Annotated in this window: 21 protein-coding genes; 15 read left to right on the top strand and 6 right to left on the bottom strand. The window is 63.7% G+C overall.

The window, feature by feature from the left end:
* Positions 1–21 precede the first annotated feature (21 nt).
* Both ABID58_RS15910 and ABID58_RS15915 read right to left on the bottom strand, forming a co-directional pair.
* Positions 22–522 (bottom strand): SRPBCC family protein, encoded by a 501-nt coding sequence (locus tag ABID58_RS15910; protein ID WP_502916411.1) that lies wholly within the window; start codon positions 520–522, stop codon positions 22–24.
* On the bottom strand, positions 519–854 hold the full coding sequence (locus tag ABID58_RS15915; protein WP_148751523.1) for an ArsR/SmtB family transcription factor: 336 nt from the start codon (positions 852–854) through the stop codon (positions 519–521). The genes ABID58_RS15910 and ABID58_RS15915 overlap by 4 nt, the downstream gene beginning before the upstream one ends.
* Before the next feature lie 106 nt (positions 855–960).
* Here ABID58_RS15915 and ABID58_RS15920 point away from each other — a divergent pair, with 106 nt between their 5' ends.
* From ABID58_RS15920 to ABID58_RS15965, 10 genes are all read left to right on the top strand, one after another.
* Positions 961–1629, top strand: a complete 669-nt coding sequence (locus ABID58_RS15920) for a TetR/AcrR family transcriptional regulator (protein WP_148751524.1) — start codon at positions 961–963, stop codon at positions 1627–1629.
* Positions 1626–2414, top strand: coding sequence for an HlyD family secretion protein (locus tag ABID58_RS15925; protein WP_148751525.1), 789 nt, complete (start codon positions 1626–1628; stop codon positions 2412–2414). The genes ABID58_RS15920 and ABID58_RS15925 overlap by 4 nt, the downstream gene beginning before the upstream one ends.
* Positions 2411–3343: an ABC transporter ATP-binding protein gene (locus ABID58_RS15930; RefSeq protein ID WP_354033312.1), complete on the top strand. Its 933-nt coding sequence runs from the start codon at positions 2411–2413 to the stop codon at positions 3341–3343. Before ABID58_RS15925 ends, ABID58_RS15930 begins: the two co-directional genes overlap by 4 nt.
* Entirely contained in the window at positions 3340–4503 is a 1164-nt protein-coding gene (locus ABID58_RS15935; protein ID WP_354033313.1) for an ABC transporter permease, read from the top strand. The genes ABID58_RS15930 and ABID58_RS15935 overlap by 4 nt, the downstream gene beginning before the upstream one ends.
* Positions 4504–4533: 30 nt before the next feature.
* Entirely contained in the window at positions 4534–5841 is a 1308-nt protein-coding gene (locus ABID58_RS15940) for an adenylate/guanylate cyclase domain-containing protein (RefSeq protein WP_354033314.1), read from the top strand.
* A 116-nt stretch (positions 5842–5957) separates the two neighbouring features.
* Positions 5958–6158 carry a hypothetical protein gene (locus ABID58_RS15945; RefSeq protein WP_148751529.1) on the top strand — a complete coding sequence of 67 codons (201 nt, stop codon included), beginning with the start codon at positions 5958–5960 and terminating at the stop codon, positions 6156–6158.
* Between the two features lie 130 nt (positions 6159–6288).
* Positions 6289–7020, top strand: a complete 732-nt coding sequence (locus ABID58_RS15950) for a GntR family transcriptional regulator (RefSeq protein ID WP_354033315.1) — start codon at positions 6289–6291, stop codon at positions 7018–7020.
* A gap of 47 nt (positions 7021–7067) precedes the next feature.
* Entirely contained in the window at positions 7068–8312 is a 1245-nt protein-coding gene (locus tag ABID58_RS15955) for an MFS transporter (RefSeq protein ID WP_354033316.1), read from the top strand.
* A 21-nt stretch (positions 8313–8333) separates the two neighbouring features.
* Positions 8334–9227, top strand: a complete 894-nt coding sequence (locus ABID58_RS15960; RefSeq protein ID WP_354033317.1) for an amidohydrolase family protein — start codon at positions 8334–8336, stop codon at positions 9225–9227.
* Positions 9228–9347: 120 nt separating this feature from the next.
* Entirely contained in the window at positions 9348–10262 is a 915-nt protein-coding gene (locus ABID58_RS15965) for a PhzF family phenazine biosynthesis protein (RefSeq protein WP_354033318.1), read from the top strand.
* A 148-nt stretch (positions 10263–10410) separates the two neighbouring features.
* On the opposite strand, the gene ABID58_RS15970 is transcribed toward ABID58_RS15965, so the two are convergent.
* Positions 10411–10872 carry a DUF488 domain-containing protein gene (locus ABID58_RS15970; RefSeq protein ID WP_354033319.1) on the bottom strand — a complete coding sequence of 154 codons (462 nt, stop codon included), beginning with the start codon at positions 10870–10872 and terminating at the stop codon, positions 10411–10413.
* Positions 10873–10881: 9 nt separating this feature from the next.
* Entirely contained in the window at positions 10882–11718 is an 837-nt protein-coding gene (locus ABID58_RS15975) for a DUF72 domain-containing protein (RefSeq protein ID WP_148751535.1), read from the bottom strand.
* 105 nt (positions 11719–11823) lie between these two features.
* Between ABID58_RS15975 and ABID58_RS15980 the strand changes: the two genes are divergently transcribed.
* From ABID58_RS15980 to ABID58_RS15995, 4 genes are all read left to right on the top strand, one after another.
* On the top strand, positions 11824–12204 hold the full coding sequence (locus ABID58_RS15980) for a hypothetical protein (RefSeq protein WP_354033320.1): 381 nt from the start codon (positions 11824–11826) through the stop codon (positions 12202–12204).
* A 154-nt stretch (positions 12205–12358) separates the two neighbouring features.
* On the top strand, positions 12359–12565 hold the full coding sequence (locus ABID58_RS15985; RefSeq protein WP_354033321.1) for a hypothetical protein: 207 nt from the start codon (positions 12359–12361) through the stop codon (positions 12563–12565).
* Positions 12566–12805: 240 nt separating this feature from the next.
* Positions 12806–13933, top strand: a complete 1128-nt coding sequence (locus tag ABID58_RS15990; protein WP_354033322.1) for a glycosyltransferase — start codon at positions 12806–12808, stop codon at positions 13931–13933.
* 27 nt (positions 13934–13960) lie between these two features.
* Positions 13961–15466: a glycosyltransferase family 39 protein gene (locus ABID58_RS15995; RefSeq protein WP_354033323.1), complete on the top strand. Its 1506-nt coding sequence runs from the start codon at positions 13961–13963 to the stop codon at positions 15464–15466.
* A gap of 21 nt (positions 15467–15487) precedes the next feature.
* Here ABID58_RS15995 and ABID58_RS16000 read toward each other — a convergent pair whose 3' ends face one another.
* The gene (locus ABID58_RS16000) at positions 15488–16348 is read right to left on the bottom strand and encodes a glycosyltransferase family 25 protein (protein WP_354033324.1); all 861 of its coding nucleotides are present in this window, start codon (positions 16346–16348) and stop codon (positions 15488–15490) included.
* Between the two features lie 242 nt (positions 16349–16590).
* A complete protein-coding gene (locus ABID58_RS16005) occupies positions 16591–16977 on the bottom strand; it encodes a hypothetical protein (protein WP_354033325.1) in 387 nt (128 codons plus the stop codon).
* A gap of 75 nt (positions 16978–17052) precedes the next feature.
* Here ABID58_RS16005 and ABID58_RS16010 point away from each other — a divergent pair, with 75 nt between their 5' ends.
* Positions 17053–18438 carry a glycosyltransferase gene (locus ABID58_RS16010; protein WP_354033326.1) on the top strand — a complete coding sequence of 462 codons (1386 nt, stop codon included), beginning with the start codon at positions 17053–17055 and terminating at the stop codon, positions 18436–18438.
* Positions 18439–18445 lie beyond the last annotated feature (7 nt).

The raw sequence follows: 18445 nt of genomic DNA on the forward strand, positions 1-18445 counted from the left end.
GATCACTCCTCAGCTGTCCTGTTACTTGCCTTCGCCGCTGATCTCGTCGAGCTGCCGGACGACCTTCTTCCAGCCGCCGCTCATGACGGTGTAGGCATTCTCGTTCCTTGGCATCACGAAGCCCGAGTGAATCAGCTGGATTCGCGTGCCGGCTTCGACCGGGGTGAGGGACCATGTCACGACGGTGTCGAGCGGGGCGCCGTAGCCGGTATTGCGCTCATCGCCGCCCTTCCAGGCGTAGACGAGGCGTCTGTGAGCCACGACCTCCAGGACGCGGCAATGGATGACGCCGTCCCAATTGCCGCCCGGCGTGGTCTGGAACGTGAAGGCCTTGCCTTCGACGGCTTCAAAGCCGGTCGGCTTCATCAGCCAGCGCGCGATCAGTTGCGCACTGGTCAGCACCTTCCAGACCGTCTCCGGCGCATGAGGGAGTACCTCATCGATGACGATGTCCCGGATGTTTTCTTGGATGTTTTCTTGAATGTTTTCTTGGGTCTCGGCTTTCAGCTCGGCTGCACTCACGAGTCGATCTCCTTCAAGAGGTCACGCAGATTCTGGAAGCGCTCGCGCCAGAAGACGCCGTAATGATCCATCCAGGTCACCAGCGGCTCGAGGCCTTGCGGAGCGGCGCGGTAATAGACGTTGCGGCCCTCGGCGCGCTCGGCGACGAGGCCCGCCTGCTTCAACGATTTCAGGTGCTGCGAGATCGCGCCCTGCGTCACGCCGCTGCCGCGCGTCAGCTCGGCGACGCTGATCTCCTTGCTGTCGAACACGCGCTCGAACACCGCGCGGCGGGTCGGATCGGCGAGGGCACGCATCACGGCGGTGACAGGATTTGGGGCGGCTTCGATCATATCCATCAATTAGCAATTACTAATGCATTAGTCAATGCTAATTCGTTTTCCATCCCGGATCCAAAGCTCGATTGACTATGACTGACTAGTCAGTCATATATGGAGGATGACGAATAGGTCTACCAAAGCAGCAAGCCGCAAACCCGAAGCTGACGGGGAAGCCCCTCCGGCATCGAACCGCGCCACACGCGCGGCGGAGCGGCGCGCGGCCATCGTCGAGGCGGCGATGGAGGAGTTCATCGTACGCGGGTTTGCCGCGACGCGGCTCGACGATATTGCCAAGCGCGCAGGCGTCGCGAAGGGCACGATTTACCTGCACTTCAAAGACAAGGAATCGATGTTCGAGGAGCTCGTGCGCACCGTGATCGTGCCAGTGGTGGCGCGGCTCAACGCACTGCCGCCGCCGACGGGCTCGGTGCGCGATCTGATCGAAACCTTTGCCGGCAACTTCCTCAAAGAGGTGATCGGTACACGGCGCGGCGATCTCGTCCGCCTGATCGTGGCCGAAGGGCCGCGCTTCCCTGCGGTGGCCGACTTCTACTACCGCGAGGTCGTCTCGCGCGGGATGGCCGGCATGCGGGCGCTGATCGAGCTTGGCATTGCCCGCGGTGAGATCCGCGAAAGAGACCTCGCACACTATCCGCAGATCCTGGTCGCGCCGGCGATGATCGCAGTGATCTGGCAGAGCCTGTTTGCACGGCACGCGCCGCTCGATGCGCAGGACATGCTGCGCGTTCATCTCGATTTGATTTTTGGCGAACGGAGGACGACATGAGGTCGTCGCAAAGAATTTTCAGATTTGCATTGGTCGCCGCGCTCGCCATCGGGCTTGCCGGCTGCAACGAGAAACGCGACCCCGGCTTTCAGGGCTGGGTCGAGGCCGACATGATCTTCGTCAGCCCCGACGAAGCGGGGCGGGTGACGAAGCTCGACGTCCGCGAGGGCGACGCGGTGAAGGTCGGCGACGCCCTTTATGACGTCGACGACGATCTCCAGCTTGCCGATCTCAACCAGACCAAGGCGACGCTGGCCAATGCACAGCAGGTGTTTGATCGCGCGGATTCCCTGCGCAAGACCGGCTCCGGCACGCAAGCCGCGCTCGATTCCGCCGTCTCGGATCTGCGGGTCGCACAGGCGCGTGTGGTGACCTCGCAGACGCGGCTGGCGCGGCGCAAGGGCTTTGCCCCGGTCGCCGGCACCATCCAGCAGATCTACTTTCGCGAGGGGGAGATGGTGGCGGCGCAGCGGCCGGTGCTCTCGATCATGCCGCCCGGCAACATGAAGCTGCGCTTCTTCGTGCCGGAGGCGGAATTGCCGAAGCTGTCGATCGGCGACGAGGTGCGCGTCGCCTGCGACAATTGCGCCGCCGATCTCACCGCAAAGATCTATTTCATCGCGACCTCGGCCGAATACACCCCGCCGGTGATCTACAGCCTCGATGAGCGCAACAAGCTCGTCTATCTGATCCAGGCGCGGCCGTCGCGGCCGGATGCGTTGCGCGTCGGACAACCGATCAACGTCTATCTCAATCCCAAAACGCCGGTGGCGGAAAAGCGATGAACGCCAGCAACGACATCGCGATCGACGTCAAGGGCCTGACCAAATCGTTCGGCGGCCGCGAGGTCGTGCACGATCTGTCGATGCAGGTGAAGCGCGGCTCGATCTACGGCTTTCTCGGGCCGAACGGTTCGGGCAAGACCACGACCATCCGCATCCTCTGCGGCCTGCTCACGCCCGACAGCGGCGAGGGTACCTGTCTCGGCTACGACATCTTGCGCGACGCCGAAAAGATCAAGCGCCAGGTCGGCTACATGACCCAGCGCTTCAGCCTGTACCAGGACCTGTCCGTGCGCGAGAATCTCGAATTCGTCGCGCGGCTCTATGGCCTCGCCGACGCACGCGGTGCGGCACGTGACATGATCAAGCGGCTCGGGCTCTCGGGCCGGGAGGAGCAACTGGCCGGCGAGCTCTCCGGCGGCTGGAAGCAGCGGCTGGCGTTGGGCGCCTGCACGCTGCCCAGCCCAAAGCTGTTGCTGCTGGACGAGCCGACGGCCGGCGTCGATCCCAAGGCGCGGCGCGATTTCTGGAACGAGATCCACGCGCTCGCAGCCGATGGGCTCACCGTGCTGGTTTCGACCCATTACATGGACGAGGCCGAGCGCTGCCACGAGATCGCCTACATCGCCTACGGCCATTTGCTGACCCACGGCACGGTGGAGGAGGTGATCGCGGGATCTGCGCTGACGACCTACACCGTAACAGGCGAGGATTTGAACGGCCTCACGGCCGCGCTCACCGGCAAGCCCGGGGTAGACATGGTGGCACCGTTCGGCACGTCGCTGCATGTTTCGGGGCGCGACGTTGCCGCGCTCGAAGCCAGCATCGCGCCGTGGCGCGACAAGAGCGGTCTGCACTGGCACAAATCGGCGCCGTCACTGGAAGACGTGTTCATCGAGCTAATGGGCCGCTCCAAGGACAATTTCCAATGAGCACCATCGATCATCCGACCCCCGCGCACGAGATCCGCGAGCGCTTCGGCTTCTGGAAGCGCTCCTATGCGATGCTGGTCAAGGAGTTCATCCAGCTCAGGCGCGACCGCGTCTCGTTCGCGATGATCGTGATGCTGCCGGTGATGCAGCTTCTGCTGTTCGGCTATGCCATCAACACCACGCCGCACAATCTGCCGAGCGCGGTGCTGCTCCAGGAGGATTCCGATCTTGCGCGCTCGGTCCTGAAGGCGCTGGAGAATACCGCCTATTACCGCTTCATCTACGAGGTGCATGACGTCGACGAATTCGACAATCTCCTCAAGTCCGGCAAGGTGCTGTTCGGCGTGGAGATCCCGCGCGGTTTCGAGCGCGCGGTGCGGCGCGGCGACAAGCCGGCGCTGCTGGTTGCGGCCGATGCCACCGATCCGGTTGCGGCGAGCGCCGCACTCGGCTCGCTCGGCATGATCGTGCAGACCGCGCTGGCGCACGATCTCTATATCGGCAATCCCCCGGAAATGCCGTTCGAGATCCGCGCGCACGCCCGCTACAATCCGGCTGCGAACTCCAGCCTCAACATCGTGCCGGGCCTGGTCGGCACCATCCTCACCATGACCATGCTGATTTTCACCGCGCTCTCGGTGACGCGAGAGGTCGAGCGCGGCACCATGGAGAGCCTCTTGTCGATGCCGATCAAGCCGGTCGAGGTGATGTTCGGCAAGATCATCCCATACGTGCTGGTCGGTTTCGTCCAGGCCTTCCTGATCATCGGCATCGGCGTGTTCCTGTTCGGCGTGCCCGTGCTCGGCAATCTGTTCCTGCTGGCGCTGCTGTCGACGCTGTTCATCACCACCAATCTGTCGATCGGCTACACGATCTCGACGCTGGTGCAGAACCAGCTCCAGGCCATGCAGATGTCGATGATGTTCTTCCTGCCGAGCATCCTGCTGTCCGGCTTCATGTTCCCGTTCGCGGGCATGCCGAATTGGGCGCAATATGTCGGCGAATGCCTGCCGCTGACGCATTACTTGCGTATCGTTCGCGCCATCATGCTGAAGGGCGCGTCTATGCCAAATCTGCGCTTCGATGCGGCCGCGCTCGTCATCCTGATGCTGGTCGCCATGACTATCGCCGTGACGCGCTTCCGCCGCACGCTGGATTGAGGCAGACTGCCCCGGAATCGAGGGGGTAGAATGGTCAGCTTGGTCAGTGGGAAAGCCCGGCAGAAAGCCGTCTTGTCGGAGGCGTTCGAGCGCGAGCTGACGCGCGAGGTGCTGCGTACCGAGCTGGTGCGGGTGAAGGCGCTGATCGCCACCGGCTTGGTCATGATGGTCTTGCTCACGGCAACTTTCGTGATCGACCCTGCCATCGTGAACCGGATCTGGCGCGGGACGGAGGGCATATTCCGCGAATACGTCCTCCTGGTGGGCTTCCTGCTCTTCGAGGTCTGGGTCCACGGCCAGATCAGGCGAAACCTCAAGCTCGATCGCGACCTGCCGGTGATCAGGCGCTATATCGGTGCAACAATCGAAACGTCGCTGCCGACGCTCATTCTGATCCTCCAGATCCGCAGCATGGGTGCAAGCCAGGCACTCGGCTTCGTGTTGCCGTTGGCCTATTTCATCTTCGTCATTCTTTCGACGCTGCGGCTCGATTTCTGGCTGTCCACCTTCACGGGATTTGTCGCCGCAGCCGGGCTGCTGGCCGTCGCGCTGTATTACAATTCAGCCAGCGACGCCGGCGAACCGCTGATCTATTTCCACGCCGTGCGTAGCCTTGTCATCCTGGTCTGCGGCGTGCTGGCGGGCTCCGTCGGCGCACAGTTGCGGCGGCAGTTTGCCGCGAGCATCGCGGCGGCCACCGCGCGCGACCGGGTGACCAATCTGTTCGGCCAGCACGTCTCGCCGCAGGTGGTCGAGCGGCTGATGGCGGAAGGCACCAGCGCTGCGGGCGATCTTCGCCGTGTCGCCGTGATGTTCGTCGATTTCCGCGGCTTTACCGCCGGCGCGCAGTCGCGCACGCCGCAGGAGGTCGTCGACCGGCTCGACGGCGCTTTCGCGGTGCTGGTCGATGTTCTCGACCGCCACGGCGGCATCGTGAACAAGTTTCTCGGCGACGGCTTTCTCGCTCTGTTCGGCGCGCCGCTGGAGGCGTCCGATGCAGCGCATCGTGCGGTCGCCGCAGGCCGCGAGATGCTGACCGCGATGGACCACATCAATGCGCAGACGAGCTGGCTGCTGCGTATCGGCATCGGCATCCATTTCGGCGAGGTCGTCGCCGGCAATATCGGCTCGCCCCGGCGCAAGGAATACACTGTGATCGGCGACACCGTAAACTTCGCCTCGCGCCTGGAGGCGCTCAACAAGGAGTTCGGCTCGCAGCTCCTAATCTCCGCGTCCGTGCGCGAGGCGCTGGGCGACGACGGCGAGGATGCGGTCGCGCTCGGCGAGGTCACGGTGCGCGGTTACGAGCAGCCGGTCGCGGTGTTTCAACTGGGATGAGGGACGCTGCTCGCGTTTCTTTGAACGCGCGGCTGAAATATTTCACGTGACATTCCGCTCTTGCACTCAGGACGTCGAAAACCTGTCGATGTCCGTTTGTCACGCGGAGGAAATCCATGACTCGACTGACCTTCGTCTCAGCCGCCCTGATCGCCGCTTCCGTCTATCAAACCCAGGCCGCAGCCGCCCGCGATGTCGCGCCCGTGCGGCGTGCGTCAACCCACGCAACGGCGGATTGCGTCAGGGCTCCCGCAGTGGGCGCCTATGCCACGGCGCCCTACAAGGAGCCGCCCTGCATGCCCAAGACCACGAACTGACGATCGACACAGGCGAGGCCGGGTTGGCGAAGTCCGCAACCCGGCCTCGCGCTCGTTCCGCGAGGACTCCGGCCTTGCGGTATCAAGGTAGCGCTTGACTCCCCTTTCATCTAGTCATCTATATGACTATATGAATTCAGTCCCGCGCGACGACCGCCTGCCACGCTACCAGCGCCTGCGCGACGACCTCGCGGCGCGGATCAACCGCAATGAATGGCGGCCGGGCGAGCCGATTCCGTCGGAGGCCGAGCTTGGCGCCCATTACGGCGTCGCCATCGGCACCGTGCGCAAGGCAATCGACCAGCTCGTCGGGGACGCCGTGCTGGAGCGGCAGCAGGGCCGCGGCACCTTCGTGCGCCGCGCGCGCTTCAACTCCTCGCTGTTCCGTTTCTTCCGCTTCCAGTCCGAAAGCGGCGAGCGGCGCGTGCCGAAGAGCCGCATCATCCGGCGCAAAAGCGTAGCGGCGACATCGGCCGTGGCATCGGCTTTGCGTATTCCGGTCGGCGAAGCCGTGATCAGTCTGTCGCGCCTGCGGCTGATCGACGACGTGCCGCTGCTTGCCGAAGAAATCTGGCTCCAGCAATCGCGTTTCGCAAAAATCCTCGAAATCGACACGGCCGAGTTCGGTGACTTGCTGTATCCGCTCTACGAGGAGCGTTGCGGCGAGGTCGTGGTCTCCGCCGAGGAAATCCTGACGGTCGAGGCCGCCAACGAGATGCAGGCGCGATTGTTGCGGCTCGAGGCCCACGCGCCGCTGATCGTGATCGAGCGCCTCGCGCTCGATCTGGAGCGGCGGCCGATCGAATGGCGCCGCTCGCGCGGGCCCGCGGATCGCTTCCGCTACCACGCCGAGATCCGGTGACAACGACTTTCAACGACACCAAGCAATAAACGATTACAGGGGAAACAATGTCAAACTGGTACAGCGAATGCTCGCCGCTCGAGAAGCGGACCTTTTGGGCAAGCTTTGGCGGCTGGGCGCTGGATGCGCTCGACGTCCAGATGTTCGGCCTTGCCATCCCCGCGCTGATCGCGGCCTTCGGCATCAGCAAGGCCGATGCCGGCCTGCTCGGCTCGGTCACGCTGTTCTTCGGCGCATTCGGCGGCTGGCTCGGTGGCGCGCTCGGCGATCGCTACGGCCGCGTCAAGGCGCTCCAGATCACGGTTCTGACCTTTGCGCTGGCGACGTTCGCCTGCGCGTTTGCGATGAGCTACACCCAGCTTCTGATCCTCAAGGCCGTCCAGGGCCTCGGCTTCGGCGCCGAATGGGCCGTCGGCGCGGTGTTGATGGCCGAAATCATTCGTCCCGAGCATCGTGGCAAGGCGCTCGGCTCGGTGCAGAGCGCCTGGGCGATCGGATGGGGCGCGGCGGTGCTGTTGTCGGCGCTGGTCTTCACCTACGCGCCGGCGGACATCGCCTGGCGCATCCTGTTTGCGATCGGTTTGTTGCCGGCGCTCCTCATCATCTTCATCCGCCGTGGGCTGAAGGAGCCGCCGCGCGCTGTTGCAAGGGACGCAGAAACACGGTTCCTCGCCACGCTCGCCGGCATCTTCCACCGCGACGTGCTGCGCTCGACCCTGGTCGGCGGCCTGTTCGGTATCGGCGCCCATGGTGGCTATGCCGCGCTGACGACGTTCCTGCCAACTTACCTGCGCGAGGTGCGCCACCTGTCGGTGCTCGGCTCCAGCTTCTATCTCGCCGTCATCATCGTCGCCTTCTTCTGCGGCTGCGTCGCCAGCGGGATCATCAGCGACCGGATCGGCCGCAGGGCCAATGTCGCGTTCTTTGCCAGCGCCTGCATCGCCACCGTGCTGGTCTACATCTTTGCGCCCCTGACCAATGGCGAGATGCTGGTGCTCGGCTTTCCGCTCGGCTTCTTCTCGGCCGGTATTCCCGCCAGCATGGCGGCGCTGTTCAGCGAGCTCTATCCGGCCGGCGTGCGCGGCACCGGCGTCGGCTTCTGCTACAATTTCGGCCGCGTCGTCTCCGCCGCGTTTCCTTTCCTGGTCGGCTTCCTCAGTGATCGCATCGGTCTCGGGCCCGCGATCGGCATCGACGCGGCGTTTGCCTATGCGTTGGTGCTGATCGCGGTGCTGCTCCTGCCCGAGACCCGCGGCAAGGTGTTCGAGCAAACCGCGCCGGCGCGCGTCTGACGGGAATGGGGAGGAGCGACCATGACATTGCCCCAACACGGCCTGACGCGCCGCCAGTTTGGTGCGGGCCTCGCATCGCTTGCCACCGCGGTCGCGACCACAGCAAGGAGTGAGGCGGCCTTGCCCGTTATCGACACCCACGCTCATGTGTTCCATCGCGAGCTCAAGCTCGCGCCGGGCCGGCGTTATGCGCCGGACTACGACGCGCCGCTGTCGCTTTATCTCGAGCAGCTCGACCATAACGGCATCACCAATGGCGTGCTGGTGCAGCCGAGCTTTCTCGGCACCGACAATTCCTATCTCGTCGACTGCCTGAAGCAGGCCAACGGCCGCCTGCGCGGCATTGCCGTCGTCGATCCCAAGGTCTCTGCAGACGAGCTGAGCGAGCTCGATCGCGCCGGCATCGTCGGCATTCGCCTCAATCTCGTCGGTCAGCCCTTGCCCGATCTCGCCGCGGGTGAATGGAAGGGATTGCTGGCGAAGGTGAAATCGATGGGCTGGCAGGTCGAGATCCAGCGCAATGCCTCCGATCTCGCCGTGCTCACGCCGCAGTTGCTCGATCGCGGCGTCACCGTCGTGCTCGATCACTACGCGCTGCCTGATCCAAAACTCGGCGTCACCGATCCCGGCTTTCAATCCGTGCTGAAGTTAGGGGCGACGAAGAACATCTGGGTCAAGATCTCAGCGCCGTATCGCAACGGTGCTGCGGGCGACAGTTTTGCGAAGGAGGCCTATCCGCTGCTGCGCAGTGCCTACGGCCTCGATCGCCTGCTGTGGGGCAGCGACTGGCCGCACACGCAGTTCGAGGCGACGCAGAGCTACGCGAAAAACCGGCAATTCCTCGACACGCTGATTGTCGACAGGAGCGAGCGCGCGCAAGTTCTGGCATCACCGCGACCTCTCTTTCGCTTCTGATCTCTCATCGGCGATTGCTCCGATTGCACCGAATTTTGGGGCATGACGGGCGATGTTGAGGGCTTGTAGAGTGTTGCGCGAGGCGGCCGGAGGCGGCCGCCATTTGCGTGAGGATTTTGCATGCAGCGCCGCTACATCACCGTCGACGTGTTCACCGACCGCGCCTTCGGCGGCAACCAGCTTGCCGTGGTGCTCGACGCCGCTGGGCTTTCCACGCAGCAGATGCAAGCGATCGCGACCGAGTTCAACTATTCCGAGACGACCTTCGTGCTGCCGCCGCGCGACAAGGCCAACGACGCCGAGGTGCGCATCTTCACGCCGGTAAGGGAGATGCCGTTCGCCGGCCATCCGAATGTCGGCACCTCCTTCGTGCTGGCGAGCCTCGCGAAAGATCCGAAGCCGCGATTGCTGTTCGAGGAGATAGCCGGGTTGGTCCCGGTTGATATCGTGCGGGAGCAAGGAAGGGTGGTCAGCACCGAGCTCACCGCGCCGCAGCCGCTGTCGCGACTGGCGGAGGTTTCCGCCGCCGACGTTGCAGCCTGCATCTCCTTGACTGCCGATGACATCAGGACCGATCACCATGCGCCGCAAGTCGTCGGCGTCGGAACGCCGTTCCTGGTGGCGGAGCTGCATTCGCGCGATGCGCTCAAGCGAGGGAGGCCCGACGCGGCCGCGTTCGGCAGGGTCTTGCCGCGCGACGAGGCCCGCTCGGTGTGGTTCTACACGCGCGACGTGCCCGCGACGGAGGCGCCGTGCGAGCGCCAGGCGCGCATGTTCATGCGCGGCGCCAGCGGTCTCACCGAGGATCCCGCCACCGGCAGTGCGACGGTCGCGGCCGCCGCCCTGTTCGCCGATCTCGATTCCACGCGCGACGGTGAATTGAAGCTCACGGTCGGCCAGGGCTTTGACATGGGCCGGCCCAGCATCCTCCAAACGCGCGTGCGCAAGCAGGACGGCAAGATCGTCTCCGCCCATGTCGGCGGCAGCTGCGTGCAGATGATGGAGGGGACGTTCAAGCTGGCGGGGGAGGGGTAAGTCGTCATTCCGGGGCGCGCGCGAGCTGTCTCCGCTCGTCATTCCGGGGCGCGACGAAGTCGTGAGCCCGGAATCCATTCATCCACCAACTCTGAGGCTCGATGGATTCCGGGCTCGTGCTGCGCACGCCCCGGAATGACGAGAGTAGCTACACCTGCCGCCCCGCCAGATTCTTCACCGCCACCCCATCGCGCTCCTCGATGATCTCCGCGATCATCTGGCGGTGGCAGTGGGTGTGGTCGCGCTCGTAGCAGAGCAGGCAGACGGGACCGGCCTTCTTCACCAGCGCCGAGAGCTCGTCCATCGCTTCTCTCGCCTCAGGCTCCTTCAAGTGCTGTGAGTAGATCTTCTCCAGCGCAACGTATTGCCCGCTGCGGGCGGCGAGGCGGCCTTCCCTGGGTGTGCCCAGCGCTGCAAGGTGGACATAGGCGATGCCGCGTTCGTCCAAGCCTGCGGCAAGCTGCTTCTTGGAAAAGCCCGGCCGCCGCGACGATGTTACCGCGCGCACGTCGACCACAAGCTTGACGCCGGCCTGCTCAAGCTCATCGAGCACGGCCTTGGGCGGCGTCTGCTCATAGCCAATGGTGAAGAGCTTCTTCGCTCTGGCCATGAATGATCCTCAGCTCACCCGCGCGATCAGCTCCATGGCGCCGTGCGGCGCGCGCACCTTGCCCTCGTGAATGACATAGGCGAACACGTCGCGCGGCTCCTTGTTCGGCTTCGCCTTGTCGACCTTCGGCAAATCGTCGGGTTCACCTCCCGCGGCCCAGGCCTGAAAGCGCTCGGCCCAGGCATCGAGTTGCTTCGGCGGATAACAGGTCTTGATCTCGTCATTGCCCTTCTGCAACCGGGCATAGACGAAATCGCCGGCGACGTCGGCGATGGCAGGATATTTGCCGTGCTCGGCGAACACCACGGGCGTCCCGAATTCGCGGATCAGCGCGATGAAATCAGGCGTGCAGAAACTGTCGTGGCGCACCTCCACCACGTGGCGCAGCGCGCGGCCCTCGAGCTTGCGCGGCAACAGCTCCAGAAACTTGCCGAAATCGGCGCCGTCGAATTTCTTGGTCGGCGCGAACTGCCACAGCACGGGCCCGAGATGGTCGCCGAGCTCCAGCACGCCGGAATCATAGAACCGCTTGACGGAATCGCCGGCCTCGGCGAGCACGCGGCGGTTGGTGGCAAAGCGGGGCCCCTTCACCGAGAACACAAAACCATCCGGCACGTCGGCTGCCCATTTGCGAAAGCTCTCCGGCTTCTGCGAGCCGTAATAGGTGCCGTTGATCTCGATCGAGGTCAGCTTCGAGGCCGCATAGGATAGCTCCTTCGCCTGCGTCAGCTTCTCCGGATAGAACACGCCGCGCCAGGGCTCGAAGGTCCAGCCGCCGATGCCGATGAAGATGTTGCCGGATTTTTTGGTCGCGGTTTTTGCTTTGGCCACGGAGGGATCTCGCATCGACGGGGAGGGGAGGTCTGCATCCTAGTCAAACCAGAAGTGATTGGCCAGTTGTCGTGTCCCGTCTAAGCTCGCGAAGAAATCTGCGCAAAAAGGAGAAACAAGATGCGGACGCTGATGCTGGGAGCGGCACTCGTCATGATGACATCTGCTGCCATGACATCTGCGGCTTTGGCTGACGATGACGATGCGAAGGGCGCGCAGAAGCTCGCTATGCAGGGCCGCGACGATTACTGGCATTGCCTGGCGCGGGAATATTCGCGCGACAGCAATCAGGGACTGTCGGAACAGGATTTCGGCCGGTCGGTTGCGGGAGCCTGTCCGTCGGAGCGGCAATATTACCGGGTGGCGCTGCTCGACTATCTCACCTCCCAATATCCGAACATCGAATCCGGCGCCCATCTCGCGACCGCGAACAGAGCGGTGGAGGCGGCGCAAAAGGACATCGTGACCGCCTTCGTCAAGCACCGGCCGCCGCAGAAATGAGGGGGTGGCGAATGGCGAATGGCGAGTAGGGACGAAAGACGGGCCTGCCCTATTCGCTACTCGCCATTCACCATTCGCTCCCTTCGCCAAGCCCTTCCGGCCGCGTGTTCATCCGTGGTATGACTGGCTGCATCTGGAACGGGGACGGGCTGGCATGTCGTCTGAGTCGGTAGGTGGCATCTTTGGCGCGATCGTCGCGGCGGTCGTGCTTGCGGTCGCCGTCGTCTTCGGGCCGATCGGGCAGTACGGCAAGCCGCCGAAGCCGGCGAAGGTCGAGCCGGCCCCTTCCGCCATGGCGCCCGCAGCCCCTGCGGCGCCGGCGCCGCGGGGCCCCGTGATCCGGGAAGTCCCGAACCAGTAGCGGCCCGAAAAAGAGCGCTTCAGCCCCTTGCGAAGCGGCAGTGTCGTCCCCATTTAGTTCATAACGGCAACGTTGAGTGACATTCTCCGTTGCTGGGACGACCTTGGAATAGCTTGGGCTCGCGCCGGATGTACGCGCGGTCCGCCGTTCCGGGGTCGTTGGCATTTTAGGGCCCCTTTGGGCCGTTCCCCCAGACCCCCGGCTTGGCATCACACGACGCGGCGGTTATACGCTGCCGTCATGAACGAAGCGATCAGACCGGGCGTCGACAGCCAGGCTCAAGAGGGGCCCGAACTGTCGGTCATCGTCCCGACCTTCAACGAGCGCGATAACGTCACGGTGCTGTACCGGCGGCTGGAGGCGACGCTCGTCAACGTCGCCTGGGAGGTCGTGTTCGTCGACGACAATTCGCCCGACGGCACCTCGGATGTGGTGCGGGCGCTGGCGCTGCAGGACAGCCGCGTGCGCTGCATCCGCCGTATCGGCCGCCGCGGCCTGTCGGGCGCCTGCATCGAGGGCATCCTGGCCTCCAGCGCGCCTTACGCCGCCGTGATCGACGCCGACCTCCAGCACGACGAGACGCAGCTGCCGAAGATGCTGTTGCTGCTTGCAAGCGATCAGGCCGACCTCGTCGTCGGCAGCCGCTACATCGAGGGCTACAAGAGCGAAGGTTTCAACAAGCAGCGCGCCGGCGCCAGTGCGCTGGCGACCGAGGTCGCGAGGAAGATGCTCCGGGTCGAGATCGCGGATCCCATGAGCGGCTTCTTCATGGTTCGCCGCGACCGTTTCGAGCAATTGGCGCCAAAACTGTCGGTGCACGGCTTCAAGATCCTGCTCGATCTCGTCGCAAGCGCGCAGGGCAATTTGCGCGCGGTCGAGATTCCCTACACCTTCGGCGCCCGCCAGCATGGCGAGAGCAAGCTCGATTCCATGGTGGCGCTCGACTTCCTTGGCCTGGTGCTGGCGAAGCTGACCAACGATATCGTCTCGCTGCGTTTCATCCTGTTCGCGATGGTGGGTGGCATCGGCCTCGTGGTGCATCTCACCACGCTGTTCATCGCGCTCCAGCTGATCAAGGTGCCGTTCGCGGAGGCGCAGGCCGCCGGCGCCATCGTCGCCATGACCACCAACTTCGTCCTCAACAACTTCCTCACCTATCGCGACCAGCGGCTGAAGGGCTTTGCGATCCTGCGCGGCCTGATCATGTTCTATATCGTCTGCAGCGTCGGCCTGCTCGCCAATGTCGGCGTTGCTTTCTCGGTCTACGACCAGGAGCCGATCTGGTGGCTGGCGGGCCTCGCCGGCGCGCTGATGGGCGTAGTGTGGAATTACGCGATGTCCGGACTGTTCGTCTGGCGCAAGAAATAGCGCGTCAAGGCTTGCAAGGAAGCTTGTATGGGCGGGGCTGACGCGCGGATCGTCCGCAATACGGCGCTGGTGATTCTTGCGCTGGTCGCACTGCGGCTGGTCGCGGCCGCCTTCACTCCGATCACCTTCGACGAAGCCTATTACTGGATGTGGTCGAAGAACCTGGCGGGCGGATACTACGACCATCCGCCGATGGTGGCTTACGTCATCCGCGCCGGCACCATGATCGCCGGCGACACCGAGCTCGGTGTTCGTCTGGTCTCGATCCTGCTCGCGCTGCCGATGAGCTATGCGATCTATCGTTCGGCCGCGATCCTGTTCGGCGGTGCCCGCGTGGCGGCGACCAGCGCGATCCTGCTCAACGTGACGATGATGGCCTCGGTCGGCACGCTGATCGTGACGCCGGATGCGCCGCTGCTGGTCGCCTCCAGCTTCGTGCTGTTCTTCCTCGCAAAAGTGCTGGAGACCGGTCGCGGTATCTGGTGGCTTGCGGTCGGCGCCGCAATCGGCGCGGCGCTGCTGTCAAAGTACACTGCGATGTTCTTTGGTGCCGCGATCCTGATCTGGCTCGCCTCCGTGCCGAAACTGCGGCGCTGGTTCCTCTCGCCCTGGCCCTATCTCGGCGGCCTCGTCGCGCTCGCGCTGTTCTCACCGGTGATCCTCTGGAATGCGGATCATCAATGGGTCTCGTTCGTCAAGCAGCTCGGGCGCGCCAGGATCGAGGATTTTCGCCCGGTCTTCATTGCCGAGCTGATCCCGACCCAGATTGCATTTGCGACCCCGCTGGTCTTCATCCTTGGCGCGATGGGGCTCCATGCGCTGACCTGGCGCCGGGCAGGCGCGCTCGCCTCGCGCGTGCTGATCGAGACGATGTTCTGGACCATCGTCGCCTATTTCGTCTGGCACTCGCTGCACGCCCGCGTCGAGGCCAACTGGTTTGCGCCGGTCTATCCGCCGTTCGTCGTTGCCGCCGCTGCCGCAGCCAACCTCGTACAGTGGAAACCGCGTGCGCGACGCCTGGTGGATTTTTGCCTGCGCTGGGCCGCGCCCACCGGCATCGTGATGTTTGCCGCACTGATCCTGCAGGCCAATACGGGGCTGCTGTCCGGCTATCGCCGCGATGCGACCGTGCGCAGCGTCGGCGTCGGCTGGCGCGAGCTCGCAGCTAACGTCGAAGCGGCGCGTGTCCGCAGCGGTGCGCCTTGCGTGCTCACGCCGGATTACGGCACCACTGGCTGGCTCGCCTTCTATCTGCCGCGCGGCACCTGCGTGGTGCAGCAGAACCAGCGCATCCGCTGGGTCAACATGCCCGAGCCCGATCCAAAGCTGCTCGCGGGCAAGCTGATCTATGTCGACGAGCTGCGCCCCGGCGGCCATCCGTTCCTGAACGACCTCTTCACGCAGGTGACGCGTGTCGCCGAGCTGCAGCGCAAGCGCGGCCCGCTCGTGGTCGAGACCTACGGCGTCGATCTGCTTGAGGGCGCCAAGGGCGATGTGCTGGACCGCTCGCCGCCGCCCGAACTTATGCCCTGAACCGGGCGCACCTCGCGGCACTCACCAGCGGGGGATTTCACCGGTCGGAACGGTTGTCGAGACGGCGTTGTTGTTTTTGGGAATGACAAGCGGGCTGAGGCAGGCGAAGGCCTCGATCGAATTGTAGATGAAGTTCATCATGCCATCGACCCCCATCACCGGGATGGTGCGATTGAGCGCCGCAACCCGAAGAAACCGGTTTTCCATCGGAAAACAGAGCTCCAGAAGTCTCTTCGCGCCTCGGGGCGAAACCGCATAACCTGCCGTGCCGAAGCAATTGACGAGCCGAAACGCGGCGACCTCTGCGCTTGACCTCCGAAAAACCGCCGCGCTTTCGTCGCTTGGCTGCTTGGGCGTGAACACCATCTCGGACTTGAAGCCGGGCGTCAGCTCAAGTTCGAGAACGGAGTCCGTATTGTAGCCGAGCGCGACGTAATCCCAGTCTTTGAGACGGCGAAGGAAATCCAGACGCTCGGTGATGTCATCGCGGACAATCGCATCGTCCTCGAACACGAGCGCCGGCACTTCGGATTGAGCCGTCTGTTGCCAGATCCGGAGATGTGAGGCCGCGCAGCCGACGGCACCGGGCGTGAACTGTGCTCCGGGCACAACCAGGTTCATCCCAAGCGCATCCTGCGATGAGAACGATGCGCCATCGGACGCCTCAAATCGTTCGAAGGCGATCTTCGACCCGGCATTCAGTCTCAAGAAGCTTTCGTACTTCTCCGGCTGACGGTTGAGGTTGACGACAAAGTTCTTCATGCAAGGGCCAGCTTCAAAGATCGGATAAAGCGCCGATCGCTGGTTGAGGCATATCAACCGCTCCCTTGATTCGCCACGCGCCGGCGTGCCGAGGCGAAGGCGGCGCCCAGCTTCGAGCAAGCTCCAGGGAATAATTGAGAATCGGCAACCTTCCTGCAGGCTCGGGAATCGGGTTGCTGCCCGCTCTCCCTTGATCCGGAAGGTCCCCGATGAATTATCACGACGGCACTCTCGCAAGAGCAAACGAGATCTCGACAGAGCCGTCTTCGCCGACGCGGGATGAATACTACAAGATCTGCCTTCAACACTTGAAAACGGGTGAGCTTGAGCAAGCCGAAGCCCGTTGCCGGGAAGGGCTGGCCTCAGACGCGAACCATGCCGGCTTGCTTCATCTGATGGCTGGCGTGTCCCTGCTCAACGGGAATTACGACGCCGCCGTGGAATGGGCTTGCCGCGCTCTCACGAGCGAGATGAAGGCGACCTATCTCGCAACGCTCGGGACCGCTCTGCAAGGGAAGGGACTTCAAGAACAGGCGTTCGAGGCGTTTCAGCGGGCGGTCGCGCTTGATCCGGTTGACCCGACTGTCTGGGAAAATTTTGGCAACGCCTTGAACAGGGCGGGACACGTCAACCAGGCGAGCCTTTGCTTTCTGATCGCTCGCGCTTATCAGAAATTGCCATTCCTTGCGGAGTGCCGTTCTGTCCCTCGCAACGGGTGGAATGCGCTCACAAGGCAATTCAATCCGCATCTTCAAAGCCGCCCGGGGTCGGGAGAAGCCCGCGACCCCATTCACTGCTTCTGGTCGAATGCGCCGCTGAGCGAGATGTCGCGTCTCTCGCTTCAATCGATGGTCCGGCAGGGCCATCCGGTGAAGCTGTACACTTACGACAATGTTGGCGCCATGCAGGCACGTGTGCCGCCCGGCGTCATGGTGGTCGACGCCGGAGATCTCGTCCCGGGTGCGATCTACCAGCATGCCGTCCTGAACAGCGAGATCCGCTACTTCAGCGACATCTTCCGCTATGCCGTTCTTCATGAATTCGGCGGCTGGTGGCTCGATACGGACATCGTGCTCGTGAAACCCCTGGATTTTGGCAGGGAGCACGTGTTTTCCGCGCAATGGTCGGGAGTCGAGAACGGGCATGTGTGCGTCGGCGACGTGATGCGCGCGCCCAAGGGCTCGCCTCACATGGCCAATCTGTATGCGCTGTCGCTGCAGCGGATGTTCAGCGAAAAGCGTGTCGAATACGGCGCGGTGGGGCCGCTGTTGCTGAGCGAATATCTGCTCGTGGCAGGCGACGAGGAGCTCCAATCCTCGATTCTCCCGCCGACGATCTTCAACGCGATCGACTGGCGTGAAGTGGATCTGTTTGCCGCCGAAGGCCGGGCCGGCTTCGATCTCTTGAGCGATTCCCGTGTAACGGGTGTCCATCTCTGGGGAAAAATGTGGGCCGAGAGAGGGCTGCGCTTCGATGCGGTCCCCGAGCAGAGCGTGGCCGGCTATCTCAAGAAGCTGGTGCTCGAGCCGAACTGGTTGACGCAGCTTGCGGCGAAATACGATTCCGACAAGGGCGCGGTCTACAAGGGCCAGCTCGCCCATCACTATACGCGAATCTATCACGAGCTGTTCCGATCGAAGGCCCTTGAACCCATTCGCATCCTGGAAATCGGTCTGTGCCGGGGGCGGGTCGAAGGCTGGACTCAGGATGAGGTGCCGTCGCTGCAGATGTGGCTGGACTACTTCCCGAATGCCGAGGTCATCGGCGCCGACATCGAGGATTTCAGCTGGTTCTCCCATCCGCGGGTCAGGATCCATCGCGTCGATCAGGGCGATCGCAGCATGCTGGAGCAGCTGGCGGCCAAGGAAAAGCCGCTGGACATCGTCATCGACGACGGCTCTCACGCCTCGGTGCACCAGCACCTGACACTCGGCGTGCTGTTCCCCTCGCTGAAGCCGGGCGGCTTGTTCGTGATCGAGGATCTCGATTGGCAGCCGCCGGAGATCCCGTCCAACGGCGCGCCCCTGGTCAAGGATGTGCTCAACGCCATGAAGGTGAGCGGCTCGTTCACGTCCAACGTCATGACCGAGGCCGAGGCGAAGTTGATCTCGGACGAAGTCGACGAGATCCTCCTCAACGACAGTTTCCGCGAGTTGATGTCGCGCGGCAAGCTGGGCGGCCTGGGCGTGCTGAGGCGCAAGCGGCAATAGGCGGACG

This window comes from Bradyrhizobium sp. S3.2.6 (genome assembly GCF_040546885.1).
GTDB classification, from domain to species: Bacteria; Pseudomonadota; Alphaproteobacteria; order Rhizobiales; family Xanthobacteraceae; genus Bradyrhizobium; species Bradyrhizobium cytisi.

Coding starts and splice junctions, on each gene's coding strand:
- ABID58_RS15955 (WP_354033316.1), top strand. CDS start 7,068: ATGTCAAACTGGTACAGCGAATGCTCGCCGCTCGAGAAGCGGACCTTT.
- ABID58_RS15980 (WP_354033320.1), top strand. CDS start 11,824: ATGCGGACGCTGATGCTGGGAGCGGCACTCGTCATGATGACATCTGCT.
- ABID58_RS15990 (WP_354033322.1), top strand. CDS start 12,806: ATGAACGAAGCGATCAGACCGGGCGTCGACAGCCAGGCTCAAGAGGGG.
- ABID58_RS15945 (WP_148751529.1), top strand. CDS start 5,958: ATGACTCGACTGACCTTCGTCTCAGCCGCCCTGATCGCCGCTTCCGTC.
- ABID58_RS16010 (WP_354033326.1), top strand. CDS start 17,053: ATGTCGCGTCTCTCGCTTCAATCGATGGTCCGGCAGGGCCATCCGGTG.
- ABID58_RS15950 (WP_354033315.1), top strand. CDS start 6,289: ATGAATTCAGTCCCGCGCGACGACCGCCTGCCACGCTACCAGCGCCTG.
- ABID58_RS15940 (WP_354033314.1), top strand. CDS start 4,534: ATGGTCAGCTTGGTCAGTGGGAAAGCCCGGCAGAAAGCCGTCTTGTCG.
- ABID58_RS15960 (WP_354033317.1), top strand. CDS start 8,334: ATGACATTGCCCCAACACGGCCTGACGCGCCGCCAGTTTGGTGCGGGC.
- ABID58_RS15965 (WP_354033318.1), top strand. CDS start 9,348: ATGCAGCGCCGCTACATCACCGTCGACGTGTTCACCGACCGCGCCTTC.
- ABID58_RS15985 (WP_354033321.1), top strand. CDS start 12,359: ATGTCGTCTGAGTCGGTAGGTGGCATCTTTGGCGCGATCGTCGCGGCG.
- ABID58_RS15935 (WP_354033313.1), top strand. CDS start 3,340: ATGAGCACCATCGATCATCCGACCCCCGCGCACGAGATCCGCGAGCGC.
- ABID58_RS15975 (WP_148751535.1), bottom strand. CDS start 11,718: ATGCGAGATCCCTCCGTGGCCAAAGCAAAAACCGCGACCAAAAAATCC.
- ABID58_RS15920 (WP_148751524.1), top strand. CDS start 961: ATGACGAATAGGTCTACCAAAGCAGCAAGCCGCAAACCCGAAGCTGAC.
- ABID58_RS15930 (WP_354033312.1), top strand. CDS start 2,411: ATGAACGCCAGCAACGACATCGCGATCGACGTCAAGGGCCTGACCAAA.
- ABID58_RS16005 (WP_354033325.1), bottom strand. CDS start 16,977: ATGCGGATTGAATTGCCTTGTGAGCGCATTCCACCCGTTGCGAGGGAC.
- ABID58_RS15995 (WP_354033323.1), top strand. CDS start 13,961: ATGGGCGGGGCTGACGCGCGGATCGTCCGCAATACGGCGCTGGTGATT.
- ABID58_RS15925 (WP_148751525.1), top strand. CDS start 1,626: ATGAGGTCGTCGCAAAGAATTTTCAGATTTGCATTGGTCGCCGCGCTC.
- ABID58_RS15970 (WP_354033319.1), bottom strand. CDS start 10,872: ATGGCCAGAGCGAAGAAGCTCTTCACCATTGGCTATGAGCAGACGCCG.
- ABID58_RS15915 (WP_148751523.1), bottom strand. CDS start 854: ATGATCGAAGCCGCCCCAAATCCTGTCACCGCCGTGATGCGTGCCCTC.